The sequence below is a fragment of the Rhodanobacter sp. B04 genome (assembly GCF_002001125.1).
Lineage (GTDB): Bacteria > Pseudomonadota > Gammaproteobacteria > Xanthomonadales > Rhodanobacteraceae > Rhodanobacter.
This window is the reverse complement of record NZ_MUNV01000005.1, coordinates 344,508-359,152: the sequence shown is the minus strand read 5'-3', so window position 1 is coordinate 359,152 and position 14,645 is coordinate 344,508. Positions and strand designations below refer to the sequence as shown.

Annotated in this window: 13 protein-coding genes and 1 tRNA gene; 8 read left to right on the top strand and 6 right to left on the bottom strand. The window is 65.3% G+C overall.

Going from position 1 to position 14,645, the window contains the following annotated elements; all coding sequences use genetic code 11:
• The first annotated feature begins 40 nt into the window (after window positions 1-40).
• Together lptF and lptG are read left to right on the top strand one after the other, a co-directional pair.
• On the top strand, window positions 41-1,144 hold the full coding sequence (lptF, locus tag B0E46_RS01595; RefSeq protein ID WP_077553942.1) for an LPS export ABC transporter permease LptF: 1,104 nt from the start codon (window positions 41-43) through the stop codon (window positions 1,142-1,144).
• Window positions 1,144-2,244, top strand: a complete 1,101-nt coding sequence (gene lptG, locus B0E46_RS01590) for an LPS export ABC transporter permease LptG (protein WP_077553941.1) — start codon at window positions 1,144-1,146, stop codon at window positions 2,242-2,244. Before lptF ends, lptG begins: the two co-directional genes overlap by 1 nt.
• Window positions 2,245-2,709: 465 nt before the next feature.
• On the opposite strand, the gene B0E46_RS01585 is transcribed toward lptG, so the two are convergent.
• Complete coding sequence (locus B0E46_RS01585; protein WP_077553940.1) at window positions 2,710-4,500, bottom strand: glucan ABC transporter ATP-binding protein/ permease; 1,791 nt, start codon at window positions 4,498-4,500, stop codon at window positions 2,710-2,712.
• Window positions 4,501-4,666: 166 nt separating this feature from the next.
• Between B0E46_RS01585 and ltaE the strand changes: the two genes are divergently transcribed.
• Complete coding sequence (gene ltaE / locus B0E46_RS01580) at window positions 4,667-5,686, top strand: low-specificity L-threonine aldolase (RefSeq protein WP_077553939.1); 1,020 nt, start codon at window positions 4,667-4,669, stop codon at window positions 5,684-5,686.
• 27 nt (window positions 5,687-5,713) lie between these two features.
• Here ltaE and B0E46_RS01575 read toward each other — a convergent pair whose 3' ends face one another.
• The 5 genes from B0E46_RS01575 to B0E46_RS01555 all read right to left on the bottom strand — a co-directional run bounded on the left by B0E46_RS01575 (window position 5,714) and on the right by B0E46_RS01555 (window position 11,790).
• Window positions 5,714-7,531 (bottom strand): SLC13 family permease, encoded by a 1,818-nt coding sequence (locus B0E46_RS01575; RefSeq protein WP_077553938.1) that lies wholly within the window; start codon window positions 7,529-7,531, stop codon window positions 5,714-5,716.
• Window positions 7,532-7,717: 186 nt separating this feature from the next.
• On the bottom strand, window positions 7,718-8,428 hold the full coding sequence (gene trmB / locus B0E46_RS01570) for a tRNA (guanosine(46)-N7)-methyltransferase TrmB (RefSeq protein ID WP_077553937.1): 711 nt from the start codon (window positions 8,426-8,428) through the stop codon (window positions 7,718-7,720).
• Between the two features lie 6 nt (window positions 8,429-8,434).
• Window positions 8,435-9,235, bottom strand: coding sequence for a thiazole synthase (locus B0E46_RS01565; RefSeq protein WP_077553936.1), 801 nt, complete (start codon window positions 9,233-9,235; stop codon window positions 8,435-8,437).
• 53 nt (window positions 9,236-9,288) lie between these two features.
• Window positions 9,289-9,489 carry a sulfur carrier protein ThiS gene (gene thiS, locus B0E46_RS01560; RefSeq protein ID WP_077553935.1) on the bottom strand — a complete coding sequence of 67 codons (201 nt, stop codon included), beginning with the start codon at window positions 9,487-9,489 and terminating at the stop codon, window positions 9,289-9,291.
• A gap of 105 nt (window positions 9,490-9,594) precedes the next feature.
• Window positions 9,595-11,790, bottom strand: a complete 2,196-nt coding sequence (locus tag B0E46_RS01555) for a DUF6600 domain-containing protein (RefSeq protein WP_077553934.1) — start codon at window positions 11,788-11,790, stop codon at window positions 9,595-9,597.
• Between the two features lie 300 nt (window positions 11,791-12,090).
• On the opposite strand from B0E46_RS01555, the gene B0E46_RS01550 reads away from it, so the two are divergent.
• The 5 genes from B0E46_RS01550 to B0E46_RS01530 all read left to right on the top strand — a co-directional run bounded on the left by B0E46_RS01550 (window position 12,091) and on the right by B0E46_RS01530 (window position 14,631).
• Window positions 12,091-12,164 (top strand) — tRNA-Gly (locus tag B0E46_RS01550).
• Between the two features lie 34 nt (window positions 12,165-12,198).
• Window positions 12,199-12,651 carry a RimK/LysX family protein gene (locus B0E46_RS01545; protein WP_077553933.1) on the top strand — a complete coding sequence of 151 codons (453 nt, stop codon included), beginning with the start codon at window positions 12,199-12,201 and terminating at the stop codon, window positions 12,649-12,651.
• Window positions 12,652-12,661: 10 nt separating this feature from the next.
• A complete protein-coding gene (gene rimK / locus B0E46_RS01540; protein WP_077553932.1) occupies window positions 12,662-13,585 on the top strand; it encodes a 30S ribosomal protein S6--L-glutamate ligase in 924 nt (307 codons plus the stop codon).
• Between the two features lie 108 nt (window positions 13,586-13,693).
• Window positions 13,694-14,179: a hypothetical protein gene (locus tag B0E46_RS01535; protein ID WP_139350378.1), complete on the top strand. Its 486-nt coding sequence runs from the start codon at window positions 13,694-13,696 to the stop codon at window positions 14,177-14,179.
• 56 nt (window positions 14,180-14,235) lie between these two features.
• Entirely contained in the window at window positions 14,236-14,631 is a 396-nt protein-coding gene (locus B0E46_RS01530) for a BlaI/MecI/CopY family transcriptional regulator (RefSeq protein WP_077553930.1), read from the top strand.
• Window positions 14,632-14,645 lie beyond the last annotated feature (14 nt).

Genomic DNA, 14,645 nt, shown 5'->3' with positions numbered 1-14,645 from the left:
CAGCCGGGCCAATCAGGTAACAAGCGGACAAGTTTATCGCATGCTGAGCATTCTCGACCGCTATTTCCTGCGCGAGCTGGGGCAGACCATGCTCGCCACCGCGATCGTGCTGCTGGCCATCATGTCCGGCACCACCTTCGCGCAGGTGCTGAAGCAGGTGGCCAACGGCAGCTTCCCGGCCAGCGTGATGTTCCAGGTGCTGGGCCTGAACATGATCCAGGGCCTGCCCACGCTGCTGCCGCTGTCCGCCTTCATCGGTGTGTTGTATGGCCTCGGCCGCATGTACCGCGAGAGCGAAATGCACGTGCTGGCCTCGTCGGGCATGGGGGCGGCCGGCCTGCTGCGACCGATGTCCCTGCTGGCGATCGTGGTGATGCTGCTGGTCGGCATCGTCTCGCTCTGGCTCGGGCCGTGGGCGGCGCGCACCTCCGACGACCTGGTGGCCGCAGCCAACCGTTCCGTGATCGCGGCCGGCCTCGATGCCGGCCGATTCACGCCGCTGCCGAACAAGGGCGGCATCATTTTCGTCGACACGCTGAGTCGCGACGGCAGCGTGCTCGGCAATACCTTCATCTCGCGGGAGCGCACCAACAAGGATGGCAGCCGCGAGCTCAAGGTGATCACCGGCAAGCGCGGGCAGCTCTATCAGGAAAGCAGCGGTACCGACCGCTTCCTCGCCCTTTACGACGGCTGGCAATACGAGATACCGCTGGGTGCCGACAACTGGCGCAAGATGCAGTACGAGCGCAACGACGCCTCGCTGTCCAACGTGCAGTCGGACAACTCGGAGGATCCGGCGGCAAGCATGGATACCTTCACACTGATGCGCACGGACAATGCCGACGCGCGGGCCGAGTTTGCCTGGCGCACGGTTGCGCCCGCGATGAGCCTGGTCCTGCTGATGCTGGCGCTGCCACTGTCACGGCAAAGCCCGCGCGAACCGCGTTTCGGTCGCCTGCTGCTGGCGCTGCTCAGCTTCTACGCGTACTACCTGTTGCTGGCGCTGTGCCGCGGACAGATCGCCAAGGGCCACTGGCATCATGCCGGCCCGATGTGGTTCGTGAGCCTGCTGGTGTTCCTGTTTGCCGCCTGGATGTTCCGCAGCCAGTACGTGGCACGCAAGCTTCGAAAGGCGGCTGTCTGATGGGTATGTTCCGTGTCAAGCGCGTCGACTGGCTGATCGGTATCACGGTGCTCACCTCGCTGCTGACGGTGTGGCTGGTGCTGGCCGGCCTGGACGCGGTCTTCCAACTGCTGCGCCAGCTCGGCAATATCGGCAAGAACGGCTACACCCTGAGCAATGCCATCGTGTACGTGCTGGTGACCATTCCGCGGCGCCTGTACGAGATGTTCATCTTTGCGACGGCGATCGGCGGTCTGCTCGGCCTTGGCGGTCTCGCCGCGAGTGGCGAGTTGACGGCGCTGCGCACGACGGGCCTTTCGAAGCTGCGCATCGCCGTTTCCGCCGTCGGCGTGGTCGCGGTCGTGACGCTTGGCGTGGTGATCCTCGGCGAGACGGCGGCGCCTTGGGGCGACCAGCAGGCGCAGGCGATGGATCTGCGTGTGCGTTCGTCCGGTTCGCTCGGTGAGACGAGCAGTGGCTTGTGGGCGCGTGACGGCGACCGTTTCATCAATGCGAAGAGCAGCCTGCTGCGTCAGGTGGATGGGCATGACGCGGTGCAGCTGCAGGATGTGCGCGTTTTCACCATGACTGCCGACGGGCAGCTCAGCCGTTTCGACTGGGCGAAGACCGCCGAGCACAACGGTAAGCAATGGGTGTTCGACCAGGTGCGCAGCACCACGCTGGACGAGCACGGCACGCACACCACCACGGCGCTCAACGAGCAATGGGTATCGCGGCTCGATCCGAACGTGTTGCAGGAGTCGTTGATCCAGCCGCAATACCTGGCCATGCGCGACCTGCGCCGCAACATGAATTACCTGGAAGGCAACGGCGAGAGTCCTGGCGTGTACGCGATCGCATTCTGGGGCCGTGCGCTGTATTCGCTCAACGTGCTGGTACTGGTGCTTTGCGCGATGCCGTTTGCGTTCGGTGCGTTGCGTTCCGGTGGCTTGGGCAAGCGCATGTTCATGGGCATGCTGCTGGCGATTGGCTGGTACTTCCTGCAGAAGGCGATGGTCAGCTTCGGCACGGTCTACGGCATTCCGCCGCTGGTCGCCAACCTGTTGCCGGCAGTGATCCTGGCGTTGGCGGCGTGGCTGTATTTCCGCCGGCACGCCTGATGGTCCCGATCTGACCTGCTGTGGCAGTGGGCGACCATTTTGGTCAGTGCATCCAGTTCAGCGCAGTACTTGCAGCATGGTTGACGGCGGCTCACATCGACCTGCGTTCAGGCTGATAGCCATGAAGCGTGTGGCATAGCACACACGTAGTGTGATGGCCGCCGCGATTCTGCCGTGCCGGGTCGAAACGAGCCGAAATCCTGGAGATCTGGTACGAAGCTGGCTTGTTCCAAGTGTCGAGTACGAGCGCCTGATCGGTGCCGTGGCTCGCATACCTCGGGGGGTAGGCATGAACAAGCACATCTGGCACAAGGATTCCTTTGGTTTCTGGCTGGCCGTCTGCATCTATCTCAGCGCTTCCGCGGGCTGGTTGATGGTGCATTTCGAGATCGTTCGATAAGCGGCGTCCGTATTCCGGGCAAGCGGCGCATTCGGTGGCCACGTTCGTGCGGCCGGTATTTCGGATCAGTCGATTTTCGCGAGTGATTCGGCAGTCTCCGCGTCGACATCACCTGCAGGCATGGCATCCGGGGCGAACTTGCCGTCTTCGGCCAGTCGCGCGAACAGGCCGCCCTGTCGTATCAGTTCGTCGAAGCGGCCCTGTTCCACCAGGCGCCCTTGCTCCAGCACCAGGATCAGGTCGGCATTGCGCACAGTGGACAGCCGATGCGCGATCACAAAGGTGGTGCGGCCGCGGGTGAGCGCGTCGAGCGCACGCTGGATGCGTGCCTCGGTGGCGTTGTCCAGCGCGCTGGTGGCTTCGTCGAGCACCATGATCGGTGCGTCCTTGAGCATCGCGCGGGCGATCGCCAGGCGCTGGCGCTCACCGCCGGACAGCGAGCGACCGCGCTCGGCCACCAGCGTCTCCAGTCCTTCCGGCTTGCGTGCGATGAACGCAGCGGCTTCGGCGGCGGCCACCGCCTGCTCGATCTCGGCGAGGTTCGCATCGGGCTTGCCGACGCGCAGGTTGTCGAGGATGGAGCGGTAGAACATGCCCGGGTCCTGGAACACCACGCCGATGTTCTGGCGCAGCGAGTCGAGCGTGACGGCGCGGATGTCCTGGCCATCGATGGTGATGCGCCCCCCGGACGGATCGTAGGCGCGGTAAAGCATGCTGAGTGCGGTGCTCTTGCCGGCCCCGGTGGGGCCGACCAGCGCGATCGTGCTGCCGGGTACAGCGCGGAAGCTCAGCTCGTGCAGTGCTGGTTGCACCGGGTCGTAGCCAAAGCTGACCCGATCGAACACCACCTCGCCGCGCACGCGCGGCAGCACGCTGGCAGAAGGTGCATCGACGATCGCCGGTCGCTGGTCGAGTACCGCGAAGTAGTCGTGCAGCGACTGGGTCTGGAAGAACAGGCCGGAGATGAAGCTGGCGAATTGCTCGAGCCGGCCGATCAGCATCAGGGCGAAGCCGACGAAGCTGACGATGCCGCCCACGGTCACTTCGCCGCGTGCATGCAGCGAGGCACCGAGCGCGAAGATCGCCACGATCGTCAGCGTGCTGGCGGCGCGGTTCAGCACCGACAGGATCGCCCAGCCGCGCAGCACGGGATACTGTGCCGCCAGCACGCGCCGCATCATCTCCTTCAGCGCAGCCGCCTCGGCGCTGAGGCGGGTGAAGCTCTGCACCACGGTGACGTTGCCGAACACGTCGCCGGCGCGCGTGGCGATCTCGTGGTGCAACTCCTCCACCTCGCCCTGGGCATTGTGCGTGCGCTGTACCGCGATCGCGTTGGACACGGCGAAGCTAAGCATCAGCGCGATCATCAGCAGCGCCAGCTTCCAGTTCATCGCCAGCGCGATCGGCACCATCACGAAGATGGACAGCAGGGTGGCGAGGTGCTCGCGGAAGAAGCTCAGCCACAGGTTGAACAGGTTGCCGACGCCGTTGTTCATGATCCGCGAGAGGCGGCCGGTATGGTATTCGCCGTGGAAGGCCAGCGGCAGGGCGGCGGCATGCTCGAAAAACGCGGCGATCGCAGCCAGCCGCCGCCGGTGCGCGAGTCGGTCGGCATGCAGGGAAACCCAGACCCCGGCCAGCACGCCGCCGAAACCCGCCAGCGCCCACAACGCGATCAGCCGTGGTGCGCTGCCCGCCTGCGGCGACGCCAGCGCATCGACCACGCGGCCGAACAGCATCGGTTCGAGGAAGTAGATTCCGGCCAGGGCGAGATTGGCCAGGGCCAGGGTGATCGCCAGCTTGCGTTCGGGTGCCAGCAGCGCGAGCACGCGCAGGTACAGACGCAGGATCGACACGGCCAGAGCCCCCTTGGATGCACAACGGCATATCGCGAATGTCGCCATGCTACTACTGGAGATCGGCTGCCCAGGGTTGCCGAACGGGTATGCGCGGCGATGGCCGGTTGCTCGTTTTCGCGCGACCGATCAAGCTGGCGGGGTTTCCTGATCGAGAGGCACTGCCGTGGATGTGACCGACCTGCGCAGCGACACCGTGACCCGCCCAACTGCCGCGATGCGTGAGGCGATGCTGGCCGCTGAAGTCGGCGACGACGTCTACGGCGAGGACCCTACGGTCAATGCGCTGCAGCAGCGGATGGCCGATGACCTGGGCTTCGACGCGGCGCTGTTCGTGCCCAGCGGTACGCAATCCAACCTGCTCGCGCTGCTGGCGCATTGCGAGCGCGGCGACGAATACCTGGTCGGCATGGATGCGCACACCTACAAGTTCGAGGGCGGCGGCGCGGCCGTGCTCGGCTCGATCCAGCCACAGCCGATCGTGCAGGCCGCCGATGGCAGCCTGCCGCTGGATCGCATCGAGGCGGCGATCAAGCCGGTCGACCCGCACTTCGCGCGCACCCGCGTGCTGGCGCTGGAGAACACCTGGCATGGCCGCACGCTGTCGCTCGAATACCTGACCGCTGCCCACGATGTGGCGCGTTCGCACGGACTGGGGCTGCATCTGGACGGTGCGCGCCTGTACAACGCCGCGGTGGCCTGCAGGGTTCCGGCGCGGGAGATCGCACGGCATTTCGACACCGTCTCGGTGTGCCTGTCCAAGGGACTGGGCGCACCGGTCGGTTCGGTACTGGTCGGTTCGCACGCCTTGATCGACAAGGTGCGACGCTGGCGCAAGGTGACTGGCGGAGGCTGGCGGCAGGCCGGCATTCTCGCTGCCGGCTGCCTGTATGCGCTGGACCATCATGTCGCACGCCTGGCCGACGATCACCGCCGTGCGGCCTACCTGGCCGGACGCCTGCGCGAGATCGCCGGCATCGATCTGCTCGGACAGTTCACCAACATGGTGTTCGTCAACGTGCCCGCCGAACGCCTGCGCGATCTGGACGTCCATCTGCGTGCCGCCGGCATCCGCATCAGCATCGGCTACCTGCCCACGCTGCGGCTGGTGACGCACCTGGACATCGACGACGATGGCGTGGAGCGCACGGTTGCTGCGTTCGCGGCGTTCTTCGGACGGGATTGAGGCGCAGATGCAGCATGTGGCGCGCGGTCAGTGGAACAACAGGTTGATCGCGACCAGGGTGACGACCAGCACCAGCAGGGTCAGTGGCGCGCCGACGCGCAGGAAATCCTTGCCCTTGTAGCCGCCGGGGCCGGTGACCATCATCAGCGCAGGATGGCCGGAGCTGAGCAGGAAGGTGTTGGACGAGGACACCGCCACGATCAGTGCATAGGCGGACGGATTGCCGCCGGTGGCGACCGCCACGCTGATCGCGATCGGTACCATCATCACGGTGGCACCGACATTCGACATCACCTGCGAGAACAGCAGGGTGAGGATGGCCAGGCATGCCTGCAGCACCCATGGCGAGGCGCCGCCCAGGTGCTGCAACACGACCTGGGCGATCCATGCGGCGGTGCCGGTGGAATCCATCGACCAGCCCAGCGGAATCAGGCAGGCGGTCACGAAGATCGTCTTCCAGTTGATCGCCTTGTACGCCTCGTCCATGTTCAGCACGCCGGTCAGCAGCATGCCGATCGCGCCGGTCATCATCGCCACCGACAGGTCGAGGTTGGTGAACAGCGCCAGGCACTTGGCCATCACGAAGAAACCCACCGCCTGCCAGATCTTGCCGGGGCGTTGTTCTTCCTTCGGGATGTCGGTGACGACGACGAGGTCCTTGTCCTCGGCGGCCAGCGACAAGTCGCGCCAGTTGCTGTGCAGCACCACGGTGTCGCCGGCACGCAGGGTCACCGCACGCACGTCGTCGCGGTACACGTGTTCGCCGCGAGTCACCGCCAGCACCGAGATGCCGAAGCGCTTGCGCAGGCGCAGATCGCCCACGGTCTGCTTGATGAAACGCGAAACCGGCGGAATCACCACTTCGGAAATGCCGGCGCGGCTCGGGTTGAACAGTTCGCCGAGCTGGCGCATGCGGGTCGACAGCTTGCACAACTGGTTGTTGGCGAACTGGGACAGCTGGTCGCGCGGGCCAAGCACGCCGAGCACCGAGCCGACCCAGATCACGTGGTCGGCCGGTGGCGCCATGCGTGCATCGTTGCCGCTCTTGATCGCCAGGATCAGCGGTGCGCCATGCAACTGTTCGACTTCGCCGATGCTCATGCCGACCAGCGGGCTCTCCGCAGTGACCGTGAGTTCGGCAGTCTCGCCGCCGATGCCGTAGGTTTCGGCAAAGTAGCTCTCGGTGCGGCCGGGCGTCACCTTCAGCCGTTCGTCCTCGTGGCCCGGCAGCAGCCTGCGTCCGAAGAAATAGAAATAGCCCACGCCGATGAGTGCGAGCGCCAAGCCGATCGGGGTGACGCTGAACAGGCCGAACTTCGGGATCGTGTGCGCGCCCGGTGGCAGGTTCACGTTGGCGCTGGCGATCAGGTCGTTCAGCACGATCAGCGGCGAGTTCGCGATCAGCGTGGTGTTGGTGGCGGTGAGGATGCAGAACGCCATCGGCAGCAGCAGCCGCGACAGCGGCACGCCGGTACGCGCTGACAGCCGGCTGCTGACCGGGATCATCAGCGCAGCCAGCGCCTGGCTGGGAATCACTGCGCTGAACAGGCTGGCGACCAGGTTGATCACCAGGCCCAGGCGCGATTCCACGCCGCGCGCCATGCGCATCACGAAGCGCGCGGTGAGGTTGAGCACGCCGGCGCGGTCGAGGCCCTCGCCCATGATCATGATCGCGATGATCGCGATCACCGCGTTGCCGGCGAAGCCGTTGAACACGCGGTCGGACGGGATCAGTCCGGTCAGGCCGATCGCCACCACCACCAGCAGCGCCACCATGTCGGCGCGGATCCACTCCAGCACCAGCATCAGCATGGTGAAGCCCACCAGCCCGAGTACCAGGATCATTTCGGGGGTGAGCGAGAGTCCCACTAGCTGACTTCCCAGAAAGGCAGCTGGCTATGGCGGATACGGCGGGGCAGTGGAAGCTTCACGCTGCGTCGATTCGTCCCTGTGTGGATTGCCGCAGTATAAGCGTGCCGACGCGGCTGCTGGTGAACCTCGGCTACATGTTCGACCACACTATGGCCTTGCTCAGGTCTTGCGGTAGAGCAGATCCCACACGCCATGGCCGAGCTTCACGCCGCGCCGTTCGAAGTGCGTCTCGATGCGCCACGCGGGTTTCTCGGCGTACTGGCCCGGGCCGATCGCATTGCGCCAGCCCGGCGCGGCTTCCATCACGTCGAGCATGTGCCCGGCATACGGCTGCCAGTCGGTGGCCAGATGCAGCAGTCCATCCGGCGCCATGCGCGAGGCGAGCAGGGCGACGAACTGCGGCTGGATCAACCGCCGCTTGTTGTGACGCTTCTTGTGCCACGGATCGGGGAACCAGATGCGCGCTTCAGCCAGCGTGCCCGGCGCGATCTCGTGTTCGAGCACTTCCACGGCGTCGTGCTTGTACAGCCGGACATTGCCGGCGTCGCGTGCGGCCAGCGCATTCATCAGGCGGCCGACGCCGGGGCCATGCACCTCGATGCCGAGGAAATCGCGCGCCAGGTCGTGCTCGCTGGCCCAGGCCAACGCCTCGCCGTTGCCGAAACCGATCTCCATCACCAGCGGCGCGTGCCGGCCGAAGTCAGCATGGAAGTCGTGCGGGCTACCGCGATAGTCGATGCCGAAGCGCGACCACAGCGTGTCGAACGCGCGCTGTTGCGCAGGCGTCATGCGGCCTTCGCGCAGCACGAAGCTGCGGATGCGGCGCATGTATTCCGGTGCGCTGTCGTCGTGGTCGTGATGCTCGCTCATGTCCGCTCAGCCGATCGTGCCGTCGATGGGGCTGGACGCCGAGGCATAGCGCTTGCGCGGAATGCGGCCGGCGCGGAACGCAGCGCGGCCGGCCTGGATCGCCAGCTTCATCGCATGTGCCATCAGCACCGGGTCCTTCGCGCCGGCGATCGCGGTGTTCATCAGCACGCCGTCGCAGCCCAGTTCCATCGCGATCGCCGCATCCGAGGCCGTGCCCACGCCGGCGTCGACGATGATCGGCACCTTGGCGTTCTCGATGATCTCCAGCAGGTTGTAGCGGTTCTGGATGCCGAGGCCCGAGCCGATCGGTGCGGCCAGCGGCATCACCGCGACGCACCCGATGTCCTCGAGGCGCTTTGCCAGGATCGGGTCGTCGCTGGTGTAGACCATCACCTCGAAGCCGTCGGCGACCAGGATCTCGGCCGCCTTCAGCGTCTCGACCACGTCGGGGAACAGCGTGCGCTGGTCGCCCAGCACCTCGAGCTTCACCAGCTGGTGGCCATCGAGCAGCTCGCGCGCCAGCTTGCAGGTGCGCACCGCGTCGACCGCGTTGTAGCAGCCGGCGGTGTTCGGCAGCAGGGTGAACTGGTCCGGCGGCAGCGCATCGAGCAGGTTCGGCTGGCCGGCGTCCTGGCCGATGTTCACGCGACGGATCGCCACCGTGACGATCTCGGCGCATGCGGCCAGCGACGCGGCGCGGGTTTCGTCGAAATCCTTGTACTTGCCGGTGCCGGTGAGCAGGCGCGAGCCATAGCTCTTGCCGGCGATGATCAGCGGATCGGTGAGGTCGTTGTTCTGGAGGTTCATGGTGTTGCCTTGGAGATGCGCGGGCTGGGCGATGGGTCGACAGGTGTGCGGATTCAGCCACCGCCGATGGCATGGACGATTTCGATGCGGTCTCCATCGGCCAGCGTGCGGCTGGCGTGCTGGCTGCGCGGCACGATTTCCTGGTTGAGTTCCACTGCCACGCGTCGCCCCGCATAGCCGGCCTGTTCGAGCAGCTGCGCGACGGTGGTGGCGGTGGCGCAGTCGCGCGGGTGGCCATTGAGCATGATGTGCATCCGCGTATTGTAGCGATTCCCATGCCGGGCGCCGTCTGTGCGGGTGCGCAAAAGCAAAAGCCCGCATCGAGGCGGGCTTTTGCGTCGGGCACGGTGGCGCGTTGGTCAGTGCTGACGGTCGTCCTCCCGATTGCGTGGTTCGGCTTTGGCCGCCGGGCGTGGCTCCGCGTGTTGCGGCTGTGCCGGCGCCGCCGCACGTGGCTGTGGTGAGTATTGCGGCACGCTGCGCTGCGGCTGTTGATACTGCGGCTGCTGATAGTTCTGGCGCACCGGCTCGGCCATCGGGCGCGGCTGTTCGTTGACCATCGGACGCGAGGGCTCGTTGGAATATGCCCGCGGAGCATTGTCGTTGCGTGGCGCCTGCATATCATCGCGCGTGCCACGCTCGCTTTCGTAGCGAGGCACGGGCCGATCCGCAGCTGGCTGTGGCTGGTTGATCACGGTGGCACGCTGGATCTGTGGCACCTGGGGCAGCGTGCGATTTTCACGTGGCTGCGATCGCTGATCCTGACCAGCACCGTAGCCGGCATCCGGGCGTGGCATCGACCCACGTGCCTGCGGGGGCGTGCGTCCGGAGGCATCGCCGGCTTGCGGGTGGGCAAAGCGTGCCGACGGCAGATCACCCTGACGCGGTTCGGCATGGTTGCCTTGGTTGCCTTGCGGCATGCCCATCGGCACGCCGGCAGCCACGTTGGAGGTCGGCGGCAGATTGCGCTGCGAACGATTCCCCTGCGCTGCCGGTCCGCGAGCATTCAGCACGCGGACATTGGCAGCCGGCGTGGCGGCACGCTGTGGACCGGCCAGGTTGTTGAACGAAGCTGGCGTGCGTGTCGACGGCGGCGCATGACGGGCGACCACCTCGCGCTGGAAGCCGCCAGCGGGCAGCGATCGTGCATGTTGGCTGCGCGGCGGCGCGATGCCGCCCGGTGCGGGACGCAGGCTGGTGCCGCGAGGCAACACGGCGGCCGAGGCCAGTTGTCGCTGATCGACGCGTAGCAGGTTGCGTTGCACGCGCTGGCCGCCGGCGAACGCCTGCCCTGGCATGGCCGAGAAGCCGCGCGGCGCGTCGCGGTTGGCATAGCGTGCGTTGTTTATCGGCCGGCCGTTGCGGTAGTCGTTGTACTGGATATTGATGTTGTTGATGATCGTGTTGCGGTCGTAGCCGCGATAGCCGCGGATATTGGTGATGTTGACATTGCTGTAGTAGCCGCGGCTGGCGCGATACCACGGGTTGTAGATCTCGCCGGGGCCGAGCGGAAACCAGCCGACCGGGCCGCCGCCGATGCCGACGGACCAGCCACCGCCGCCGACGAAGGCGACCAGCGCCGGGGCATAGATGGCGCGCACGCCACGCGGCCCGGGTAGCCAGCCCCAGTGGCCGCCGACATACGCCCAGCGACCGTAGTGATACGGGGCGTAACCCCACGGCGAATCGTCCACCCAGGTCCAGCCCCACGGCGCGATATAGGCCCAGTGGCCATTGCGATAGGGCGCCCAGTCGACAGCGACACTGGCCGGAAACCAGACCGAGCCGTAATCGCTGGTGGTCTGCCAGCTGCCGTACTGGTCGAGGTCTTGCGCGCCGACCACATCATCGGACACGTACTGGCTGGAATTGGATTGTGCATAGCGGTTGTCGCGGTCGCTGCACCATGCGTCGAAGGCATCGCCGCCACCGATGTCGCTGATGGCCACCGCGCCCAGGCTGGAGTCGACGAAGCTGTAGCTGCGTCCGGCATGGACGGTGCGTTGCGCATTGTTTTCGCCGTAAACCGTGGCGTCGCCATTGAAGGCGGTTACCTGTGTGCTGCCGCCGTTGTCGCCGATATCGATCCGGAACGATCCCGGCTGATCGACCACCAGGGCCACGGTCGGCGTATCGATCTCGTAGCTCTGGCCTTGATCGAGCTGGCGCACGGTGAGGTTGAGCGTGCCCTGGGTCAGTTCGACCTGGGCCAGCTGATCGTCCAGGCTGAGCAGGCCCAGGTCGGTGCGGTCGGCGATGCGCAGCGTGCCGCCGCCCAGCTCCAGTTCGGCACGGCCACCCTGGCCGGTGGAAAGACGGTCACCGGTCGTCAGAGGGCGGTTGATGTTGGCGTCGCTCCAGTCGGTCGCGCCGGATGGCAGGAAGCCCAGGTCGCCGGCCATATACGACAGCCGTGCCACCCGGCCCGGTGGATCGGCGCTGTTGTCGTCGACAGCTTGCGCCTGGGCCAGTCCGACGGCCATGCCCAGCAGCACGATCGCCAGCGGTCGCCAGCCGCGACGCATGGGAGCAAGGATTTTGGCAAACACATGCATACGATGTTTCCCCTTGGGTGAGCGCGAATGCCATCACGCGATGAGTCCGTTCGGTCCGCCGGGCGGTTCTGAGCCACGGCGTCGATGACGACATCATTATGGGCACAAGAAAAGTTAGGTCGATCTTAGTTTTGCCGACTGCGTCGCGGACGATTCAGCTGGCCGCCATCTGGAATTCATGTGGCGTTAGGGACGTCCGCTCCCGGCGGGGAACGGGGAGGCAGTTGTTTCCACGGAACGCGACTTGGCCGGGCCGACTTTCCAAGCGCGCGTGTCACGCGCTACCATCCGCCGGCCAAGGCGGGTGTAGCTCAATGGTAGAGCTGTAGCTTCCCAAGCTACTGACGAGGGTTCGATTCCCTTCACCCGCTCCACTCCGCGATCCCCACCGAGCAATCCCGAACCCACATGGCGGATCTGATAACTCTCGGTTGGCGGGAGCGGCTGGCGTTGCCGCAGCTGGGCATCGGCCTGCTCAAGGCCAAGCTGGATACCGGTGCACGCAGCAGCTCGCTGCATGTCGACACCCTCGAGGATTTCCAGCGTGACGGCACCACCTGGTTGCGCTTCACCATGCACGTCGGCCGGCGCCAGCCGGTGCATATGCAGTGCGAGGCGCCGGCGCTGGACCGGCGCGCGGTGACCGATACGGGCGGCCGCCGTACCGAACGCTGGTTCATCCGCAGCGAGGTGCAGCTGGCGGGGCAGCGCTTCAGTACCGACATCAACCTGACCGATCGGCGGCATATGCTGTTTCCGTTGCTGCTTGGTCGCAGTGCCCTGAGCGGGCGCTTCGTGGTCGATCCGGCACGTTCCTATACCCAGTCGCGACCGCTGGTCGTGGCCACCGACTTTTCATGATGGCCTCCATATGAAGATTGCGATCCTGTCGCGCAACACGCGCCTGTATTCGACCAAACGACTGGTCGAGGCGGCACGCGAGCGTGGCCATGTGGTGCGTGTACTCGATCCCTTGCGCTGCTATGTGCGCATTGCGCCCGGTGCGGTGGCGATCCGCTACAAGGGCAGGGAGGTGCGCGACATCGACGCGGTGATCCCGCGCATCGGCACCACCAGCACGTTCTACGGCACCGCGGTGCTGCGCCAGCTGGAGATGATGGGCGTGTACACGCCCAACCCATCCGACGCCGTGCTGCGCGCACGCGACAAGCTGCGCTGCCTGCAGATACTCGCCGCACAGGGAATCGACATGCCGGTCACGGTATTCGGCGACAACCCGGACGACACCGCCGATGTGCTGGCCTTGCTTGGCGAACCGCCGCATGTGATCAAGCTCAACGAAGGCAGCCAAGGTACTGGCGTGGTGCTGGCGGAGAAGCGCAGCGCATCGCAGAGCGTGATCGAGGCGTTCCGCGGACTGTATGCGAATTTCCTGGTGCAGGAGTTCATTGCCGAAGCCAAGGGCAGTGACCTGCGTTGCTTCGTGGTCGGCAACAAGGTGGTGGCGGCGATGCAGCGCGATGCCAGTCCTGGCGAGTTCCGCGCCAACCTGCATCGCGGCGGCACGGCGACCAAGGCTGTCCTGAGCGTGGAGGAGAAGCGCATTGCGGTTCGTGCCGCTCAGGCACTGGGGCTTGGTATCGCCGGCGTCGACTTGCTGCGCTCCAATCGTGGGCCGCTGCTACTCGAAGTGAATTCCTCGCCGGGCCTGGAAGGCATTGAGGCGGCCACTGGTGTCGACGTGGCTGGTGCCATCGTCGACCTGCTGCAGGCAACTGGCATGGGTACGCGCCCGAGCGAGCGCCAGCGCAGAGATCGTCTACGAAAGTCGTAGTACGAAAATCTTCGTTGACAGCGTTTCTGTCGCCGGCCTAAGATCGGGTCCGGCCGGATCGTGCGTCAGGCGCCCGCAGTGGGGGCGGTGCGATCGAGGGGAGCGGAGATGAAATCGAAGGCATGGTTGGTTGGTATGTTCATGGGAGTGATCCTGCTGCAGGCGGGAATGGTCCATGCGACCAAGACGGAAGTCATCGTGAAGGCGGAAAACAAGGCTGACTTTGCTGCAGTGGCTCTCGCGGTGCAGGGCCAGATGAAGCCGGGTGGCCGCTATGGGTTCATGGATGCGAAGGAACAGGATGAAGTGAATTCCGGGTTGTCGTACATGCAGTCACTCTTCGACAAGTACAACACGGTGGACCAGATGGATCAGCAGACCAAGGTCGACCTGTTCAATCATCAGGAAGCGGTCAATGCGATTTTGACCCGTCGCGACAACAATCGGTTGGTATGTGAGAACGTCGCACCGGTTGGATCGCACATTACCCGGACGACGTGCCGAACCTACGGCGAGATCCAGCAGGACCATCGCGATACCCAGCAGATGCTGGACAACATGAAACGTGTGCAAACCCTCAGGGGTGGCAATTGAGCTAAATTGGACCTTTGAAGCATCCCCATGGTTCTCGCAAACGATGGTCAGATCAGATGAAGAAGCTGCCGCCCGATGCACCAAGGCCTACTGAAGCCGAGCTGGAGATATTGCACGTTCTGTGGGCGGCCGATGCATGTACGGTTCGCGAAGTGCACGACGCGCTCAACCCCAGCATCGGCACAGGCTACACCACGACACTGAAGCTTTTGCAGGTGATGCATGCCAAGGGATTGGTAGCACGCGACGATTCGCAGCGTGCGCATGTCTATCGGGCGATGTACAGCAAGGAGCGCACCCAGAAGCGGTTTCTACTCGATCTGGTGCAGCGGGTATTCGACGGCTCCTCTTCGCAGCTGGTGCTGCACGCACTTGGCAGCCAGCACACCAGCCGCGAGGAGTTGCGTCAGATCCGCAGTCTCCTCAACAAGCTCGACAAGGACGCATTGTGATGGACACGTTGCCG

Excerpts from the sequence above, each read along its gene's own strand:
- thiS (WP_077553935.1), bottom strand. The coding sequence starts at position 9,489 with ATGCACATCATGCTCAATGGCCACCCGCGCGACTGCGCCACCGCCACC.
- B0E46_RS01565 (WP_077553936.1), bottom strand. The coding sequence starts at position 9,235 with ATGAACCTCCAGAACAACGACCTCACCGATCCGCTGATCATCGCCGGC.
- trmB (WP_077553937.1), bottom strand. The coding sequence starts at position 8,428 with ATGAGCGAGCATCACGACCACGACGACAGCGCACCGGAATACATGCGC.
- B0E46_RS01545 (WP_077553933.1), top strand. The coding sequence starts at position 12,199 with ATGGCGGATCTGATAACTCTCGGTTGGCGGGAGCGGCTGGCGTTGCCG.
- B0E46_RS01575 (WP_077553938.1), bottom strand. The coding sequence starts at position 7,531 with ATGATCCTGGTACTCGGGCTGGTGGGCTTCACCATGCTGATGCTGGTG.
- B0E46_RS01535 (WP_139350378.1), top strand. The coding sequence starts at position 13,694 with ATGAAATCGAAGGCATGGTTGGTTGGTATGTTCATGGGAGTGATCCTG.
- B0E46_RS01555 (WP_077553934.1), bottom strand. The coding sequence starts at position 11,790 with ATGCATGTGTTTGCCAAAATCCTTGCTCCCATGCGTCGCGGCTGGCGA.
- lptG (WP_077553941.1), top strand. The coding sequence starts at position 1,144 with ATGGGTATGTTCCGTGTCAAGCGCGTCGACTGGCTGATCGGTATCACG.
- lptF (WP_077553942.1), top strand. The coding sequence starts at position 41 with ATGCTGAGCATTCTCGACCGCTATTTCCTGCGCGAGCTGGGGCAGACC.
- rimK (WP_077553932.1), top strand. The coding sequence starts at position 12,662 with ATGAAGATTGCGATCCTGTCGCGCAACACGCGCCTGTATTCGACCAAA.
- B0E46_RS01530 (WP_077553930.1), top strand. The coding sequence starts at position 14,236 with ATGAAGAAGCTGCCGCCCGATGCACCAAGGCCTACTGAAGCCGAGCTG.